The 14,803-nt window shown below is 56.6% G+C and carries 14 protein-coding genes; 11 read left to right on the forward strand and 3 right to left on the reverse strand.

What is annotated here, in order from left to right:
* The first annotated feature begins 338 nt into the window (after window positions 1-338).
* The 5 genes from J2Y91_RS09660 (at window position 339) to pspG (ending at window position 3,982) form a co-directional block, all read left to right on the forward strand.
* Complete coding sequence (locus tag J2Y91_RS09660) at window positions 339-1,568, forward strand: conjugal transfer protein TraF (RefSeq protein WP_253538034.1); 1,230 nt, start codon at window positions 339-341, stop codon at window positions 1,566-1,568.
* A gap of 157 nt (window positions 1,569-1,725) precedes the next feature.
* The gene (locus J2Y91_RS09665) at window positions 1,726-2,004 is read left to right on the forward strand and encodes a type II toxin-antitoxin system RelE/ParE family toxin (RefSeq protein ID WP_253538037.1); all 279 of its coding nucleotides are present in this window, start codon (window positions 1,726-1,728) and stop codon (window positions 2,002-2,004) included.
* Window positions 2,004-2,288, forward strand: a complete 285-nt coding sequence (locus J2Y91_RS09670) for a HigA family addiction module antitoxin (protein WP_253538040.1) — start codon at window positions 2,004-2,006, stop codon at window positions 2,286-2,288. The genes J2Y91_RS09665 and J2Y91_RS09670 overlap by 1 nt, the downstream gene beginning before the upstream one ends.
* A 308-nt stretch (window positions 2,289-2,596) precedes the next feature.
* On the forward strand, window positions 2,597-3,592 hold the full coding sequence (dusA, locus tag J2Y91_RS09675; RefSeq protein ID WP_048917569.1) for a tRNA dihydrouridine(20/20a) synthase DusA: 996 nt from the start codon (window positions 2,597-2,599) through the stop codon (window positions 3,590-3,592).
* A gap of 156 nt (window positions 3,593-3,748) precedes the next feature.
* Window positions 3,749-3,982, forward strand: a complete 234-nt coding sequence (pspG, locus tag J2Y91_RS09680) for an envelope stress response protein PspG (protein ID WP_048917568.1) — start codon at window positions 3,749-3,751, stop codon at window positions 3,980-3,982.
* Between the two features lie 269 nt (window positions 3,983-4,251).
* Here the strand turns inward: pspG and J2Y91_RS09685 are convergent, their stop codons facing one another.
* The gene (locus tag J2Y91_RS09685; protein ID WP_253538042.1) at window positions 4,252-5,232 is read right to left on the reverse strand and encodes a quinone oxidoreductase; all 981 of its coding nucleotides are present in this window, start codon (window positions 5,230-5,232) and stop codon (window positions 4,252-4,254) included.
* Window positions 5,233-5,332: 100 nt separating this feature from the next.
* Here J2Y91_RS09685 and dnaB point away from each other — a divergent pair, with 100 nt between their 5' ends.
* The 6 genes from dnaB (at window position 5,333) to J2Y91_RS09715 (ending at window position 10,371) form a co-directional block, all read left to right on the forward strand.
* Window positions 5,333-6,748, forward strand: a complete 1,416-nt coding sequence (dnaB, locus tag J2Y91_RS09690) for a replicative DNA helicase (protein ID WP_048917566.1) — start codon at window positions 5,333-5,335, stop codon at window positions 6,746-6,748.
* A 168-nt stretch (window positions 6,749-6,916) separates the two neighbouring features.
* Window positions 6,917-7,396: an Lrp/AsnC family transcriptional regulator gene (locus J2Y91_RS09695; protein ID WP_048917565.1), complete on the forward strand. Its 480-nt coding sequence runs from the start codon at window positions 6,917-6,919 to the stop codon at window positions 7,394-7,396.
* A gap of 276 nt (window positions 7,397-7,672) precedes the next feature.
* Entirely contained in the window at window positions 7,673-8,287 is a 615-nt protein-coding gene (locus J2Y91_RS09700; protein WP_048917564.1) for a YitT family protein, read from the forward strand.
* A 39-nt stretch (window positions 8,288-8,326) separates the two neighbouring features.
* The gene (locus J2Y91_RS09705; protein WP_253538044.1) at window positions 8,327-9,520 is read left to right on the forward strand and encodes an amino acid aminotransferase; all 1,194 of its coding nucleotides are present in this window, start codon (window positions 8,327-8,329) and stop codon (window positions 9,518-9,520) included.
* 105 nt (window positions 9,521-9,625) lie between these two features.
* Entirely contained in the window at window positions 9,626-10,045 is a 420-nt protein-coding gene (locus J2Y91_RS09710) for a secondary thiamine-phosphate synthase enzyme YjbQ (protein ID WP_048917562.1), read from the forward strand.
* 2 nt (window positions 10,046-10,047) lie between these two features.
* The gene (locus tag J2Y91_RS09715) at window positions 10,048-10,371 is read left to right on the forward strand and encodes an MmcQ/YjbR family DNA-binding protein (RefSeq protein ID WP_253538047.1); all 324 of its coding nucleotides are present in this window, start codon (window positions 10,048-10,050) and stop codon (window positions 10,369-10,371) included.
* 54 nt (window positions 10,372-10,425) lie between these two features.
* Here the strand turns inward: J2Y91_RS09715 and J2Y91_RS09720 are convergent, their stop codons facing one another.
* Together J2Y91_RS09720 and uvrA are read right to left on the reverse strand one after the other, a co-directional pair.
* Entirely contained in the window at window positions 10,426-11,481 is a 1,056-nt protein-coding gene (locus J2Y91_RS09720; protein ID WP_133624967.1) for an NAD(P)-dependent alcohol dehydrogenase, read from the reverse strand.
* 301 nt (window positions 11,482-11,782) lie between these two features.
* Entirely contained in the window at window positions 11,783-14,611 is a 2,829-nt protein-coding gene (uvrA, locus tag J2Y91_RS09725; RefSeq protein ID WP_048917559.1) for an excinuclease ABC subunit UvrA, read from the reverse strand.
* Between the last annotated feature and the right edge of the window lie 192 nt (window positions 14,612-14,803).

The following is a 14,803-nucleotide window of genomic DNA, read 5'->3' on the forward strand; positions in this document are numbered from 1 at the left end:
ATAAGCTAAGCTGATAAAGAACGTTTAATCAGTGGCGGCTTAACGATCGGGTCCAGATTTTTTTTGATTAACACAACTAATCTGATTTGCAGCGCTTAGCGTTTATGTCTACCTTTTTCATAGGGCTGGATGCGTTTTTACCGCGAAGTCACAGTGTAAAAATGCTCAACTGTTAGCGTGTTAACAGATTAATAAAATGGCAATGACCTGAAAAGCCCACTCATTTTCTCTCAATTCACAGCAATGAAATGCTGCCTGTATGTTCATCATTCAGGTATGACGGTTGTGCGCGCGTTTTCGCATTCGCTTTTACATTTTCTATGGTGGATTCTGGGTAAATGGCTAATACATTCAAAAAGTTGATCGGGGTTTCCCGGCCTGTGGTGTTACCCGCTCTGTTTCTGGCGCCTTTCAGCGTGATGGCCGCCGGCAACTATTTCGACGCCCGCAACGATGCGATGGGCGGCACCGGCGTGGCCTCTTCAACCTACGGATCTGCGGTGCTGGCTAACCCAGCCCTGATGACCAAAGCGCAGCCGGAGGATAATGTCAGTATCATCCTGCCTGCGGCCGGTGCGCAGATCAGTGACAACGATAAGCTGATCGATAAAGTTGACGATCTGACCAACTCCGTCGACGGTTATCGTGACCTGCTGAATAACTTCGTCTTCCCCACCGATATTCCGCGTATCCAGGCCGCAGCGGGCGATTTAGCTAACCGGCTGGAGGATATTCGCGGTGAGAAAGCCTGGGGGCAGGCGGGTGCGGCATTTGCCGTGACGGTGCCGAATGATGTGCTGACCTTTGCCCTGGTGACCAAAGCCTACGGAACAGCCTCAGTCAGTAGTGAAATCAGCCAGAGCGATATCGACAACCTGAACGCGGTCGCCGGGGGAGGCTTGCCATCATCGCTGGATCTCACTTCCGTCGGGCTGGGCCGCGGGGCCATCGTCTATGATTTTGGCGTGGCAATGGCGCATGAATTTGATATTGGTGGCCACCCGGTGTCGTTTGGCGTGACGCCGAAACTGCAGAAAACCACGCTGTATAACTATAGCGCCTCGGTATACACCTACGACAAGTCAGACTTTACCGACGGTCGTTACAAGAACAACAATACCGGCTTTAACGTTGACGCCGGTGTCGCCACCGATCTCGGTGACAACTGGACGTTCGGCCTGAGCGGGCAGAACCTGATTTCGCGTGATATCGATACCAAAGAAGTGAACGGTTACATCGATACCTACCAGATCCGCCCGCTGGTCACTTCCGGCGTGTCGTTCCACACCGAGCGTCTGACCACCGCGCTGGATGTTGACCTGACGCCAACCAAACGCTTTAAGTCAATGCAGGACAGCCAGTACGCCTCGGTCGGTGCAGAATATCGTCTGCTGAGCTGGCTGCAGCTGCGCGCCGGCTACCGCGCCGATATGAAATCGAACGATACCAACGTGTTCACCGGTGGTTTCGGTATTTCACCGTACAACAAGGTGCATCTGGATCTCACCGGAATGGCGGGTAAGGACAACACCTGGGGCGCGGTGGCGCAGCTGAACTTCACCTTCTGACCCTCTGCGGGCGAGGCTTGCCTCGCCCCTGCGCGATCCCCGTTTTACGTAGCCAAAACAGTGCCCTGAACTGCACGGATGATGTAAATATCGCCAGGCGTTGCACGTTCAGGAACACGTGGTATGCTGTTCCACATTAAGGAACACGGACGCCACAATGATTGCAAGCTTCAAACACAAAGGATTGAAAAATTTTTTCATGAAAGCCGATCGTAGCGGGATTGAACAAAAATGGGTGTCCCGCATCAAGACACGGCTTACCGTAATCGACGCGGCTGAAACCATCGATGCTATCAATCTCCCTGGGTATGACCTGCATCAGCTCAAGGTCGATCGTGCCGACATCTGGACAATCAGTGTCTCCGGGAACTGGCGCATCACGTTCAGGTTTATCGACGGAGATGCAGAAATTCTCAATTTGGAGGATTATCACTAATGAGAATGGCAACCCCTGCCTATCCGGGCGAAATCATCGCAGAGATTTTGCAAGACAATAACGTTAGTCTTCGACAGTTTGCTAAAGCCATGGACATTGCGCCGTCTACAGCAAGCCGTTTGCTGGCAGGGCAAACTTCGGTAACGTCTGAAATGGCGCTGAAATTGGCGGCTGTGGTTGGTAGCACCCCGGAAACCTGGCTGAAGATTCAGACGAACTTCAGCCTGAATGAAGCCAGGAAAAAGACTGATACCAGCCATTTGCACAAGCTGGTGTTTGCTTGAGCCGGATTTAGGCACAAAAAAAGGGGTATCCTTTCGGCTACCCCTCTCTGTTACTGCATCTTTTGCCATTCGTCTTTAGCTTCCTTTCTTCGCTTATCAATAAACTCCGCCAGGTCCGAAACATCCACTGTGCGCGGTGATTTCTGATAGCTGCGATCCGGAAAGTCGCGAGGAGCAATTCGCCACCGCGCTGGGTTGATACCAGGGGACGACCGGAAAAAAAGGTCGTCCCCTACAGGATCACTCCCCGCCGTGCTATCATTGTGCACAATATCGTCACCCCTTCTGATACAGAGTTAGCGCTTTTCATGACCGAGAAATTACCTGCACACCGCTTTTCCATTGCCCCGATGCTCGACTGGACCGATCGTCACTGTCGTTACTTCCATCGCCAGTTGACGCGGCAGACGCTGCTGTACACCGAAATGGTGACCACCGGCGCGATCATCCACGGTAAAGGCGACTATCTGGCATTCAGCCCGGAAGAGCAGCCGGTTGCACTGCAGCTGGGCGGCAGCGATCCCGCTGCGCTGGCGCAGTGTGCCGTGCTGGCGGAACAGCGCGGCTACAATGAGGTGAACCTCAACGTGGGCTGCCCGTCAGACCGCGTGCAGAACGGCCGCTTTGGTGCCTGTCTGATGGGTGAAGCCCAGCTGGTGGCGGATGGCATTAAAGCGATGCGCGACAAGGTCTCGATTCCGGTCACGGTGAAAACCCGCATCGGCATTGACGACCAGGACAGCTATGAATTTCTCTGTGATTTTATCCGCACGGTGTCAGAGCAGGGCGGCTGCGACTCTTTTATCATCCATGCGCGTAAAGCCTGGCTTTCCGGCCTCAGCCCGAAAGAGAACCGTGAAATCCCACCGCTCGACTACCCGCGCGTTTATCAGCTGAAGCGCGATTTCCCGCACCTGACGCTGGCGATTAACGGCGGCGTGAAGACGCTGGAAGAAGCGCAAACTCACCTGCAGCATCTGGACGGCGTAATGATGGGGCGCGAAGCCTATCAGAACCCTGGCCTGCTGGCGCAGGTGGACCAGCAGATTTTCGGCAGCAGTCAGCCGGTGGTGGACCCGGTTGCCGTGGTGCGTTCAATGTACCCCTACATTGAACGTGAACTGGCGAACGGCACCTACCTCGGCCATGTTACCCGTCATATGTTGGGCCTGTTCCAGGGGATCCCGGGTGCGCGCCAGTGGCGGCGTTACCTCAGCGAAAACGCGCACAAAGCGGGCGCGGGCGTAGACGTGGTCGAGAAGGCGCTCTCGCTGGTTGCCGATAAGATCCCTGCCGCAGTTTAAGTTCGTCAAAACTTCACCAGATAGTGATGAATTTCATCAGGGGAAATCCTCCCCTGGTGGATACCTTTCATGAATATCAATCAGTTAACTTCTTCTCCATTCTGGCACGCTTCTTGTAATAGCTCTCCTGGAGTTCAATATCTGGAGCGAGTGATTATGTTAGAGATCCTGTTTGTCATCGGTTTTTTTCTGATGCTGCTGCTGACCGGTATTTCCCTGCTGGGAATTATCGCGGCGCTGCTGGTTGCCACCGTGGTGATGTTCGTGGGTGGGCTGTTTGCTATTGTTATTAAATTGTTGCCGTGGCTGGTGGTGGCGGTGGTTGCCGTGTGGCTGTATCGCGCGTTGCGCAAGCCGTCAGCGGATGATAAGCCCTGGCTATCTCGCTGATATCAATCAGGAGTCTGCTGCTTCTGTGAATGTAATGCGGGCTGGATCACATCATGACAAATTGCTTAGCTGAATATCGCAATTAAACATATTTTTTACTTATGAATTCTGTCAGGATGGTTTAACTGAATCATCACGTATTCATCGCCGCTGACCCTACACCAGCGCGAACTATAAAAAAGAAAGAAACAAAAAGGGGCTTCCGCAAGGGAGCCCCATTTTTTTGCCTGAATGATGGAGTGGGTCAGGCATCCCTGACCCTGGAACATCTAGGGAATCAACAGGCTCGACCCCTGGGTGCCGCGGCTCTCCAGCGTCTGATGCGCCTTTTGCGCATCCGCCAGCGCAAATTTCTGCGCCTGTGGCACATCTACCCTGATCGCGTTACTGGCAATCAGCGAGAACAGCTCATTGCTGGCCTGCGTCAGCGCCTCACGCGTGGTGATATAGCCGTTGAGCGACGGGCGGGTAACGTACAGCGAGCCTTTCTGATTCAGGATCGCCAGATTCACCCCGGTGACCGGGCCGGAAGAGTTGCCGAAGCTCACCATCAGCCCACGGCGTTGCAGGCAGTCGAGCGAGGCTTCCCAGGTATCTTTCCCCACCGAGTCATACACCACGCGCAGCTTTTTACCGTGCGTCAGCTCGCTGACCCGCCCGGCAATATTCTCTTCGCGATAATTAATGGTGGCCCATGCCCCGGCATCTTTTGCCATCTGCGCCTTCTCCGCTGAGCCGACCGTACCAATCAAATGCGCACCCAGCGCTTTCGCCCACTGGCAGGCAATCAGCCCAACGCCCCCGGCCGCCGCATGGAACAGGAATACCTCATCCGGCTGCACCACATAGGTCTGGCGCAGCAGGTAATGCACGGTCAGCCCTTTGAGGAAGGAGGCAGCAGCCTGCTCAAAGGAGATGGCATCCGGCAGCAGCGCCAGCTTATCTACCGGCACGTTATGCACTTCGCTGTAGGCACCGAGGGAGGATTGCGCGTACACCACGCGGTCACCCGGCTTCAATTCGCTGACGCCGGGGCCAACACGCGTCACCACGCCTGCCGCTTCGGTGCCTAAACCGGACGGCAGCGCGGCAGGGTAAAGCCCACTGCGCACGTAGGTATCGATATAGTTGATACCAATCGCTTTATTCTCAACCTGCACCTCTCCCGCCCCTGGATCGGCCGGGTCGAAGTCCACCAGTTGCATCACTTCGGGTGCGCCGTGCTGGCTGATTTGTATACGTTTTGCCATGATCACTCCTGTGGATTGCGCCGCGAATGGGGGAGGACGCAGGCTATGCAAACGAGTATACTTGCGCGTCCCCCCACAAGATTTTTGGTATTACATCACTATGGCAGGAAATAAACCCACCAACAAATCCTTCGAAAACCGTGAGCCGCGTGACCGTCAGATGGAAGGTCTGAAGCTGCCGCCGCACTCGCTGGAAGCAGAACAGTCGGTGTTGGGCGGTTTAATGCTGGATAACGAACGCTGGGATAATGTCTCCGAGCGCGTGGTGGCGAAGGACTTCTTCAGCCGACCGCACCGCATGATTTTCGCGGAAATGCAGCACCTGCTGGAACAGGGCAAGCCGATCGATCTGATCACGCTGTCCGAGTCGATGGAAACCAAGGGCGAGCTGAGCATGGTGGGTGGCTTTGCTTATCTGGCCGAGCTGTCGAAAAACACGCCAAGTGCGGCGAACATTGGCGCTTATGCCGATATCGTGCGCGAACGCGCGGTAGTACGTGAGATGATTGCGGTGGCGAATGAGATCGCCGACGCGGGTTACGATCCGCAGGGCCGTACCAGCGAGGATCTGCTCGATCTCGCTGAATCCCGCGTATTCCAGATCGCCGAAAGCCGCGCCAATAAAGATGACGGCCCGAAAAGCGTCGATCAGATCCTCGAAGCCACCATTGCGCGTATTGAATCGCTCTATCAGACGCCGCACGACGGGGTAACCGGCGTCGATACCGGCTATCACGACCTGAACAAGAAGACCGCGGGTCTGCAGCGCTCGGATCTGATTATCGTGGCGGCTCGTCCGGCAATGGGTAAAACCACCTTCGCCATGAACCTGTGTGAAAACGCCGCGATGCTGCAGGATAAACCGGTGCTGATCTTCAGCCTCGAGATGCCCGGCGAGCAGATCATGATGCGTATGCTGGCGTCGCTGTCGCGCGTGGACCAGACGCGCATTCGTACCGGCCAGCTGGATGATGAGGACTGGGCGCGTATCTCCAGCACCATGGGCATCCTGCTGGAGAAGAAGAACATGTTTATCGATGACTCTTCCGGCCTGACGCCAACCGAAGTCCGCTCGCGTGCGCGCCGTATCTTCCGCGAGCACGGCGGTCTGAGCATGATCATGATCGACTACCTGCAGCTGATGCGCGTGCCGTCACTGTCCGATAACCGTACGCTGGAGATCGCCGAGATCTCACGCTCGCTTAAAGCGCTGGCGAAAGAGCTGCAGGTGCCGGTGGTGGCGCTGTCGCAGCTTAACCGCTCCCTGGAGCAGCGTGCCGATAAGCGCCCGGTCAACTCCGACCTGCGTGAATCCGGCTCCATCGAGCAGGATGCCGACCTGATCATGTTTATCTACCGTGATGAGGTGTATCACGAAAACAGCGACCTGAAAGGGGTGGCGGAGATCATTCTGGGTAAGCAGCGTAACGGCCCCATCGGCACCGTGCGCCTGACCTTTAACGGCCAGTGGTCACGCTTCGATAACTACGCGGGCCCACAGTACGACGACGAATAATCCCCTCGGGTCAGGCATGCCTGACCCCTACGTCACCTCTCCCTCGTAGGGGGCGGGCATGCCCGACCCGGACCCTCTCCGGATCATCACAAAATAGTGTTGGACAACACTGTAAAAAATGCGGTTATCTGTCGGTAAGCAGTACCCAGCAACCGGCATGGACGAACGATGACTCAGATTGATGATTTCGACCTTAAGATACTGACTTTACTGGAAGCAAACGGCCGCCTGACCAATCAGGAACTGAGCGATATCGTCGGGCTTTCCGCCTCACAGTGTTCCCGCCGCCGCATCAACCTTGAGCAGGCGGGATTGATCCTCGGCTACCACGCCAGGCTGTCGCCGGATGCGGTGGGTTTAGGCATGATCGGCCTGATTGAGGTGCGTCTGATCAACCATACCGCGGAATACGTTGAGAGTTTTCACCGCATGGTGGCGGAGCAGGCGGGCATTGTTGATGCCTATAAAACCACCGGAGATGCCGATTACCTGTTGAAAGTCGCGGTTGCCGATCTCGCCGGGCTGAGTGCTTTAATCAGCCAGCTGGTCGCCGGGCATCAGAGCGTGGCGCATGTGAAAACCTCAGTGGTCCTCAACCGTCTGAAGGAGAATGGTTTGATGTCGGTAAGCGAGACTCTGCTGCGCTAGAATGGTGCGTGTTACGCACCGCAATTGTGCATAAAACTCCGTATGCATGCGGTATCCGTGCGGGAAAGCAGCTTTCAGTGCGTGAAATGATGCTGTATTAATTATTTCATGCACAAAATCGAGCAATAAAGCGCCTTGTATTCAATGGGTTAATTCGCTGGCACCATCCGGTGGTTTGAACCTCCACCGGATTGGTGCGATTTTTGCTAAGTTATTGCTAAAATTTGGCGGTCCCTCTGCCATATCCCTAGTCATAATCACCAGAGAATCAATCTGATGGACAACGTGGTACACCCTGTCAAAATCCCCCATACCCTGCTGGAAGATGTGCTGGCTATCGTGCTCGGCACCCTGATGGTCTCCTTTGGCGTTACCCTGTTAAAACAGGCCGGAGCGTTAACCGGCAGCACTGCAGGCATTGCCTTTCTCATCAGTTACCTGAGCAAAACCTCTTTTGGCCTCGCTTTCTTTCTGATTAACATCCCGTTCTACTGGCTGGCGGTCAGGCGCATGGGCTGGGCATTCACTGTAAAAACCTTCTCTGCCGTGGCGCTGGTGTCGCTCTTCAGCCACCTGCACCCGTTATTTATCCATTTTTCCGCGCTGGATCCCTTTTATGCGACACTGTTCGGTAACGTGGTGATGGGAATTGGGTTTATAGTGTTATTTCGCCATAAGGCCAGCCTTGGCGGCATCAATATTCTGGCGCTGTGGCTGCAGGACCGTTACGGTATCCGTGCCGGAAAATTGCAGATGGTGGTCGATACCTGCGTGGTGCTGGCCTCGCTGTTTGTGGTCTCACGCGAGATGCTGGCAGCCTCAATTGCCGGAGCCGTGGTGCTCAACCTGATTATCGCCATGAACCATCGCCCTGGCCGCTATTTCGTCTGAGTCGCTGAATTTATTGATTATTTAATGGAGATTTGCACCGTGTTTCAAAACGTTGATGCCTACGCTGGCGACCCGATCCTCTCCCTGATGGAAACCTTCAAGCAGGATGCCCGCCCGCACAAGGTCAACCTGAGCATTGGTCTGTACTACAACGAGCAGGGTGTGATCCCACAGATGCAGGCTGTTGCCGCCGCTGAAGAGCAGCTGCACGCCCAGCCGCAGGCCGCCTCGCTCTATCTGCCGATGGAAGGCCTGCCGCCTTACCGCAGCGCCATCGCACCTTTGCTGTTCGGCGCCGAGCACCCGGTACTGAAAGCGGGCCGCATCGCCACTATTCAGACGCTGGGCGGTTCCGGTGCGCTGAAAGTCGGTGCCGACTTCCTGAAGTTCTATTTCCCGGATTCGCAGGTGTGGGTCAGCGATCCGACGTGGGAAAATCATATCGCCATCTTCAACGGTGCCGGTTTCACCGTAAATACCTACCCGTGGTACGACACGGCAACCAACGGCGTGAAGTTTGATGCGCTGCTGGAAAAACTCAATACGCTGCCGGCGCAAAGCATCGTGCTGCTGCATCCGTGCTGTCACAACCCAACCGGTGCTGACCTGACTAATGCGCAGTGGGATGAAGTGACCGGGGTGCTGAAAGATCGCGAGCTGATCCCGTTCCTCGACATCGCCTATCAGGGCTTTGGCGGCGGCATGGAGGAAGATGCCTACGCTATTCGCAGCATCGCCGCAGCGGGCCTGCCAGCGCTGGTCAGTAACTCATTCTCAAAAATCTTCTCGCTGTACGGCGAGCGCGTTGGTGGTCTGTCAATCGTCTGCGATGACGCCGAAGAAGCCGCCCGCGTACTGGGCCAGCTGAAGGCCACCGTGCGCCGCAACTACTCCAGCCCGCCAAACTTCGGGGCGCAGGTGGTTTCCTGCGTGCTGAATAACCCTGAGCTGAAGGCGAGCTGGCTGGCGGAAGTGGAAGCGATGCGCCTGCGTATTATTGAGATGCGCCAGGTGCTGGTGGACGCGCTGACTCAGGCGGTGCCGGGCAAGAACTTCGACTTCCTGCTCAAGCAGCGCGGTATGTTCAGCTACACCGGCCTGAGCGCTGCACAGGTTGATCGTCTGCGTAACGAGTTTGGTGTCTATCTGATCGCCAGCGGCCGCGTCTGCATGGCCGGTCTCAACCGCAACAACGTGCATCAGGTAGCGGAAGCCTTCGCCGCCGTGATGTAATTTCTGCTGGCCGGGGCTGCCCGGCCACAGTTTTTCCCTTTTCAGGTTTACCTTTTCGCCACTTGCTGCACACTTAACGGAACCGATAAGTTAAGGAGCCGTATCATGTGGTATCAGCAAACCCTTACCCTGAACGAAAAACCACGCGGATTTCATCTGGTTACTGACGAAATCCTCGCAGAGCTGCGCCGCTTAGCGGATGTTCAGACCGGGCTGTTGCACCTGCTATTGCAGCACACTTCCGCCTCACTGACGCTGAATGAGAACTGCGACCCAACGGTCCGTGCCGATATGGAGCAGCATTTCCTGCGCACGGTACCGGAAGATGCGCCGTATCAGCACGATTACGAAGGGGCCGACGATATGCCCGCCCACATCAAGTCCTCACTGCTGGGCACCTCGCTGATGCTGCCGGTCAGCCGCGGGCGTCTGCTGCTGGGGACCTGGCAGGGGATTTATCTTGGTGAACACCGTATTCACGGCGGGCAGCGGCGCATTGTCGCCACTTTACAGGGGGATGATTAATTATGACGGTTTCCGATTTGCTCACCTACTGCATGAACAAACCCGGCGCGCAGCAGAGCGTGCACAGCGACTGGAAAGCCACGCAGATTAAGGTCGATGATGTGATGTTTGCCATGGTGCACGAGGTTGATGGCCACCCGGCGGTGGCACTGAAGTGCAGCCCGGCGCTGGCGGAGTTGATCCGCGAGCAGCACAGCGATGTGCATCCCAGCGCGCACCTCAATCCGTCGCACTGGAACACCGTACTGCTCGACGGATCGCTTAAAGATTCACAGATCTATTATCTGGTCGATGCATCGCTGCAGCAGATCCAGAAACAGTTATAACGGGTGTTGACCTCCAGGAAACCCGTAGGGGTCGGGCATGCCCGACCCGCTTCATTATGAGGCGCGCAGTGAATCGATATCGATCACGAAACGGTACTTCACGTCGCTTTTCAGCATACGCTCGTAGGCCTCATTGATCTGATCGATCTTAATCATCTCGATATCGGAAGTGATGTTGTGCTTACCGCAGAAATCCAGCATCTCCTGCGTCTCTTTGATCCCACCGATCAGCGATCCTGCCACGCTGCGGCGTTTGAAGATCATATTAACCACCTGCGTTGACGGATGGTCATGCTCCGGCACGCCAACCAGCGTCATGGTGCCATCGCGGCGCAGCAGGTTGATAAACGGGTTGAGATCGTGCTGAGCAGCAACGGTGTTAAGAATGAAGTCGAAGCTGTTGGTGTGCTGCGCCATCTGATCGGCATCTTTCGAGATCACCACTTCATCGGCGCCCAGGCGCTTACCGTCTTCTACTTTAGAAGGCGAAGTAGTGAAGAGCACAACGTGCGCACCCATCGCATGAGCAATTTTCACGCCCATATGACCCAGTCCGCCAAGGCCAACGATACCAACTTTTTTGCCCGGGCCAACGCCCCAGTGATGCAGTGGGGAGAAGGTGGTGATACCCGCGCACAGCAGCGGAGCAGCACCGGCCGGATCAAGATTTTCCGGCACGCGCAGCACGAAGTCTTCGTGTACGACCACTTGAGTCGAGTAACCGCCGTAGGTGATATCGCCGCTGGTGCGGTCTTTACCGTTGTAGGTGCCGACGAAACCCTCTTCGCAGTACTGCTCAAGATCCTCTTTACAGCTGTCGCAGGTGCGGCAGGAGTCGACCATACAGCCTACGCCGACCAGATCGCCAACTTTGTATTTATGGCCGTGCGCGCCGACTGCCGTCACGCGGCCAACAATCTCGTGGCCTGGCACTACCGGGAAGATCGTGTTGCGCCATTCATTGCGCGCCTGGTGCAGGTCAGAGTGGCACACGCCGCAGTACTGCACTTCAATCTGCACATCATGTTCACGCAGTTCGCGCGGTTTAAATTCAAACGGAGCCAGCGGAGATTTTGCGTCCTGAGCGGCATAAGCATGCGTAATATTCATTGGTCTCTCCAGTTGTGGATGATGTGGCGCAGTGGCCGTAATGGCGGGAGCAGGCAGCAGGAAAAGCGGGCCTTCTCCGCAAAAAGGTGAAGGTTAAGCATAGTCACTCAACGGCGTAACGGGTATATCCAAAACTCGCTAAGTCTTGCCTGATCCTGCAAGATTTTGTGGTAATTGTAAGAAAAGTGCAGCAAATCGCGGGGAAAACCAGGGCTGACAGTAGCGGGGCCGGCATGCCCGACCCGTACGGGATTGCGGCGGGTATAAGCCAGGGGCGAGGCATGGCCTCGCCCGTCGGTTATTAACCCTGTAACAGCGGTTTCAGGAAGCGCGCGGTGTGCGAACGCTCGCACTGCGCCACGGTTTCCGGCGTGCCGGAGACGAGGATTTCACCGCCGCCGCTGCCGCCTTCCGGGCCGAGATCGACAATCCAGTCGGCGGTTTTGATCACATCAAGGTTGTGCTCAATCACCACGATGGTATTGCCCTGGTCGCGCAGCTGGTGCAGGACTTCCAGCAGCTGCTGGATATCGGCGAAGTGCAGACCGGTGGTCGGCTCATCAAGGATATACAGCGTCTGCCCGGTGCCGCGCTTCGACAGCTCACGCGCCAGCTTCACGCGCTGCGCTTCACCGCCGGACAGCGTGGTAGCCGACTGACCGAGGCGGATATACGACAGGCCAACGTCCATCAGCGTTTGCAGCTTACGCGCCAGCGCCGGCACCGCATCGAAGAACTCACGCGCTTCTTCAATGGTCATCTCCAGCACTTCATGAATGCTCTTGCCCTTGTACTTCACTTCCAGCGTCTCGCGGTTATAGCGTTTGCCTTTACACTGGTCGCACGGCACGTAGATATCCGGCAGGAAGTGCATCTCAACCTTGATCACGCCGTCGCCCTGGCAGGCTTCGCAGCGCCCGCCGCGCACGTTAAAGCTGAAACGCCCCGGCGTGTAGCCACGGGTACGTGATTCCGGCACCCCGGCAAACAGCTCGCGCACCGGGGTAAAGATACCGGTATAGGTTGCCGGGTTGGAGCGCGGCGTGCGGCCAATCGGGCTTTGATCGATATCGATAACTTTGTCGAAGTGCTCCATGCCGCTGATGCTGCGGTAAGGCGCGGCTTCGGCAATGGTGGCGCCGTTCAGCTGGCGCTGGGCCAGCGGGAACAGGGTATCGTTGATCAGCGTCGATTTACCGGAGCCGGACACGCCGGTAACGCAGGTAAACAGGCCAACCGGCAGCGTCAGGGTGACATCCTTCAGGTTGTTGCCGCTGGCTCCGGTCAGCTTCAGCACTTTCGCCGGGTCGCCCTTCACCCGCTCCTCAGGAATGGCGATGCCGCGCTTGCCGCTGAGGAACTGCCCGGTCAGCGACGCTTCTACAGCCATAATGTCGTCAACGGTGCCTTCGGCGACAATCTGCCCGCCGTGCACGCCCGCGCCGGGCCCGATATCGATCACATGGTCAGCAGCGCGAATCGCATCTTCATCATGCTCCACCACAATCACCGTATTGCCGAGATTGCGCAGGTGAACCAGCGTTTCCAGCAGGCGTTCATTGTCGCGCTGATGCAGACCGATAGACGGCTCATCCAGCACGTACATCACGCCGACCAGTCCGGCACCGATCTGGCTGGCCAGACGAATACGCTGCGCCTCGCCGCCGGAGAGCGTTTCCGCCGAGCGCGACATCGACAGGTAGTTCAGCCCGACGTTCACCAGGAACTTCAGGCGGTCGCCGATCTCTTTCAGCACTTTCTCAGCAATCTGCGCGCGCTGGCCGCTGAGCTTCATATTCTGGAAAAACGCCATCGCATGGCCGATGCTCATATCTGAGATGGTCGGCAGCGTGGTGTTCTCAACAAAAACGTGGCGCGCTTCACGGCGCAGACGGGTGCCGTGGCAGCTGGTGCAGGAGCGGTTACTGATAAACTTCGCCAGCTCTTCGCGTACCGCAGACGATTCTGTCTCTTTATAACGGCGCTCGATATTGTGCAGCACGCCCTCGAATGGATGGCGGCGCACAGAAGTGTCTCCGCGATCGTTGACGTATTTAAACTCGATATTGTCTTTGCCGGAACCGTACAGGATCACCTTGCGGCTCTCTTCCGGCAGGGAGTTGAACGGCGCTTCGATATCAAACTTCAGATGCTCCGCCAGCGAGCGCAGCATCTGGAAATAGTAGAAGTTGCGGCGGTCCCAGCCGCGGATCGCGCCGCCGGCCAGCGACAGCTCCGGGTTCTGCACCACGCGCTCCGGGTCGAAATACTGCTGAACGCCCAGCCCGTCACAGGTCGGGCAGGCACCGGCCGGGTTATTGAAGGAGAACAGGCGGGGTTCCAGCTCGTTCATGCTGTAGCCGCAAATCGGGCAGGCGAAGTTGGCCGAGAACAGCAGCTCTTCAGCGGCGGCGTCATCCATATCGGCCACCACGGCGGTGCCGCCGGAGAGCTCCAGCGCGGTTTCAAACGACTCTGCCAGGCGCTGCGCGAGATCGTCACGTACCTTAAAGCGGTCCACCACCACTTCGATGGTGTGTTTCTTCTGCAGTTCCAGCTTTGGCGGATCGGAGAGATCGCACACTTCACCGTCGATGCGGGCGCGGATATAGCCCTGGCTGGCGAGGTTTTCCAACGTTTTGCTGTGCTCACCTTTGCGATCTTTGACGATCGGGGCCAGCAGCATCAGGCGGCGGCCTTCCGGCTGCGCCAGCACGTTGTCCACCATCTGGCTGACGGTCTGTGCCGCCAGCGTGACGTCGTGATCCGGACAGCGCGGTTCGCCAACGCGGGCAAACAGCAGGCGCAGGTAGTCATGGATTTCGGTGATGGTGCCGACGGTGGAACGCGGGTTATGCGAGGTAGATTTCTGCTCGATCGAAATCGCCGGAGAGAGCCCCTCAATGTGGTCAACGTCCGGTTTTTCCATCAGTGACAGGAACTGGCGCGCATAGGCGGAGAGCGATTCAACGTAGCGGCGCTGACCCTCGGCGTACAGCGTATCAAACGCCAGCGAGGACTTGCCGGAACCTGACAGGCCGGTCACCACGATCAGTTTATCGCGCGGAATGGTCAGGTTGATGTTTTTCAAATTGTGGGTGCGGGCACCCCGTACTTCGATCTTATCCATTCACAATTCCCGGATTAGCACAAACCTCACCATGCCTGCCCGGCACGGCCAGAAAGAAACGTGTCATTATGGCACAAAAAAACCTGAATGGATAACCAGTGTTTTGCCCTGAAGTGCCATGCAAACTGATGCAACGCTGCAACGAAAGTAAGCCTTTTTCGAGGCGTCTCCTAAATGTAGGATCTCAGGGTA

The sequence above is a fragment of the Erwinia aphidicola genome (assembly GCF_024169515.1).
In the GTDB taxonomy this organism is placed as follows: domain Bacteria; phylum Pseudomonadota; class Gammaproteobacteria; order Enterobacterales; family Enterobacteriaceae; genus Erwinia; species Erwinia aphidicola.

Coding starts and splice junctions, on each gene's coding strand:
- J2Y91_RS09660 (WP_253538034.1), top strand. CDS start 339: ATGGCTAATACATTCAAAAAGTTGATCGGGGTTTCCCGGCCTGTGGTG.
- J2Y91_RS09665 (WP_253538037.1), top strand. CDS start 1,726: ATGATTGCAAGCTTCAAACACAAAGGATTGAAAAATTTTTTCATGAAA.
- J2Y91_RS09670 (WP_253538040.1), top strand. CDS start 2,004: ATGAGAATGGCAACCCCTGCCTATCCGGGCGAAATCATCGCAGAGATT.
- dusA (WP_048917569.1), top strand. CDS start 2,597: ATGACCGAGAAATTACCTGCACACCGCTTTTCCATTGCCCCGATGCTC.
- pspG (WP_048917568.1), top strand. CDS start 3,749: ATGTTAGAGATCCTGTTTGTCATCGGTTTTTTTCTGATGCTGCTGCTG.
- J2Y91_RS09685 (WP_253538042.1), bottom strand. CDS start 5,232: ATGGCAAAACGTATACAAATCAGCCAGCACGGCGCACCCGAAGTGATG.
- dnaB (WP_048917566.1), top strand. CDS start 5,333: ATGGCAGGAAATAAACCCACCAACAAATCCTTCGAAAACCGTGAGCCG.
- J2Y91_RS09695 (WP_048917565.1), top strand. CDS start 6,917: ATGACTCAGATTGATGATTTCGACCTTAAGATACTGACTTTACTGGAA.
- J2Y91_RS09700 (WP_048917564.1), top strand. CDS start 7,673: ATGGACAACGTGGTACACCCTGTCAAAATCCCCCATACCCTGCTGGAA.
- J2Y91_RS09710 (WP_048917562.1), top strand. CDS start 9,626: ATGTGGTATCAGCAAACCCTTACCCTGAACGAAAAACCACGCGGATTT.
- J2Y91_RS09715 (WP_253538047.1), top strand. CDS start 10,048: ATGACGGTTTCCGATTTGCTCACCTACTGCATGAACAAACCCGGCGCG.
- J2Y91_RS09720 (WP_133624967.1), bottom strand. CDS start 11,481: ATGAATATTACGCATGCTTATGCCGCTCAGGACGCAAAATCTCCGCTG.
- uvrA (WP_048917559.1), bottom strand. CDS start 14,611: ATGGATAAGATCGAAGTACGGGGTGCCCGCACCCACAATTTGAAAAAC.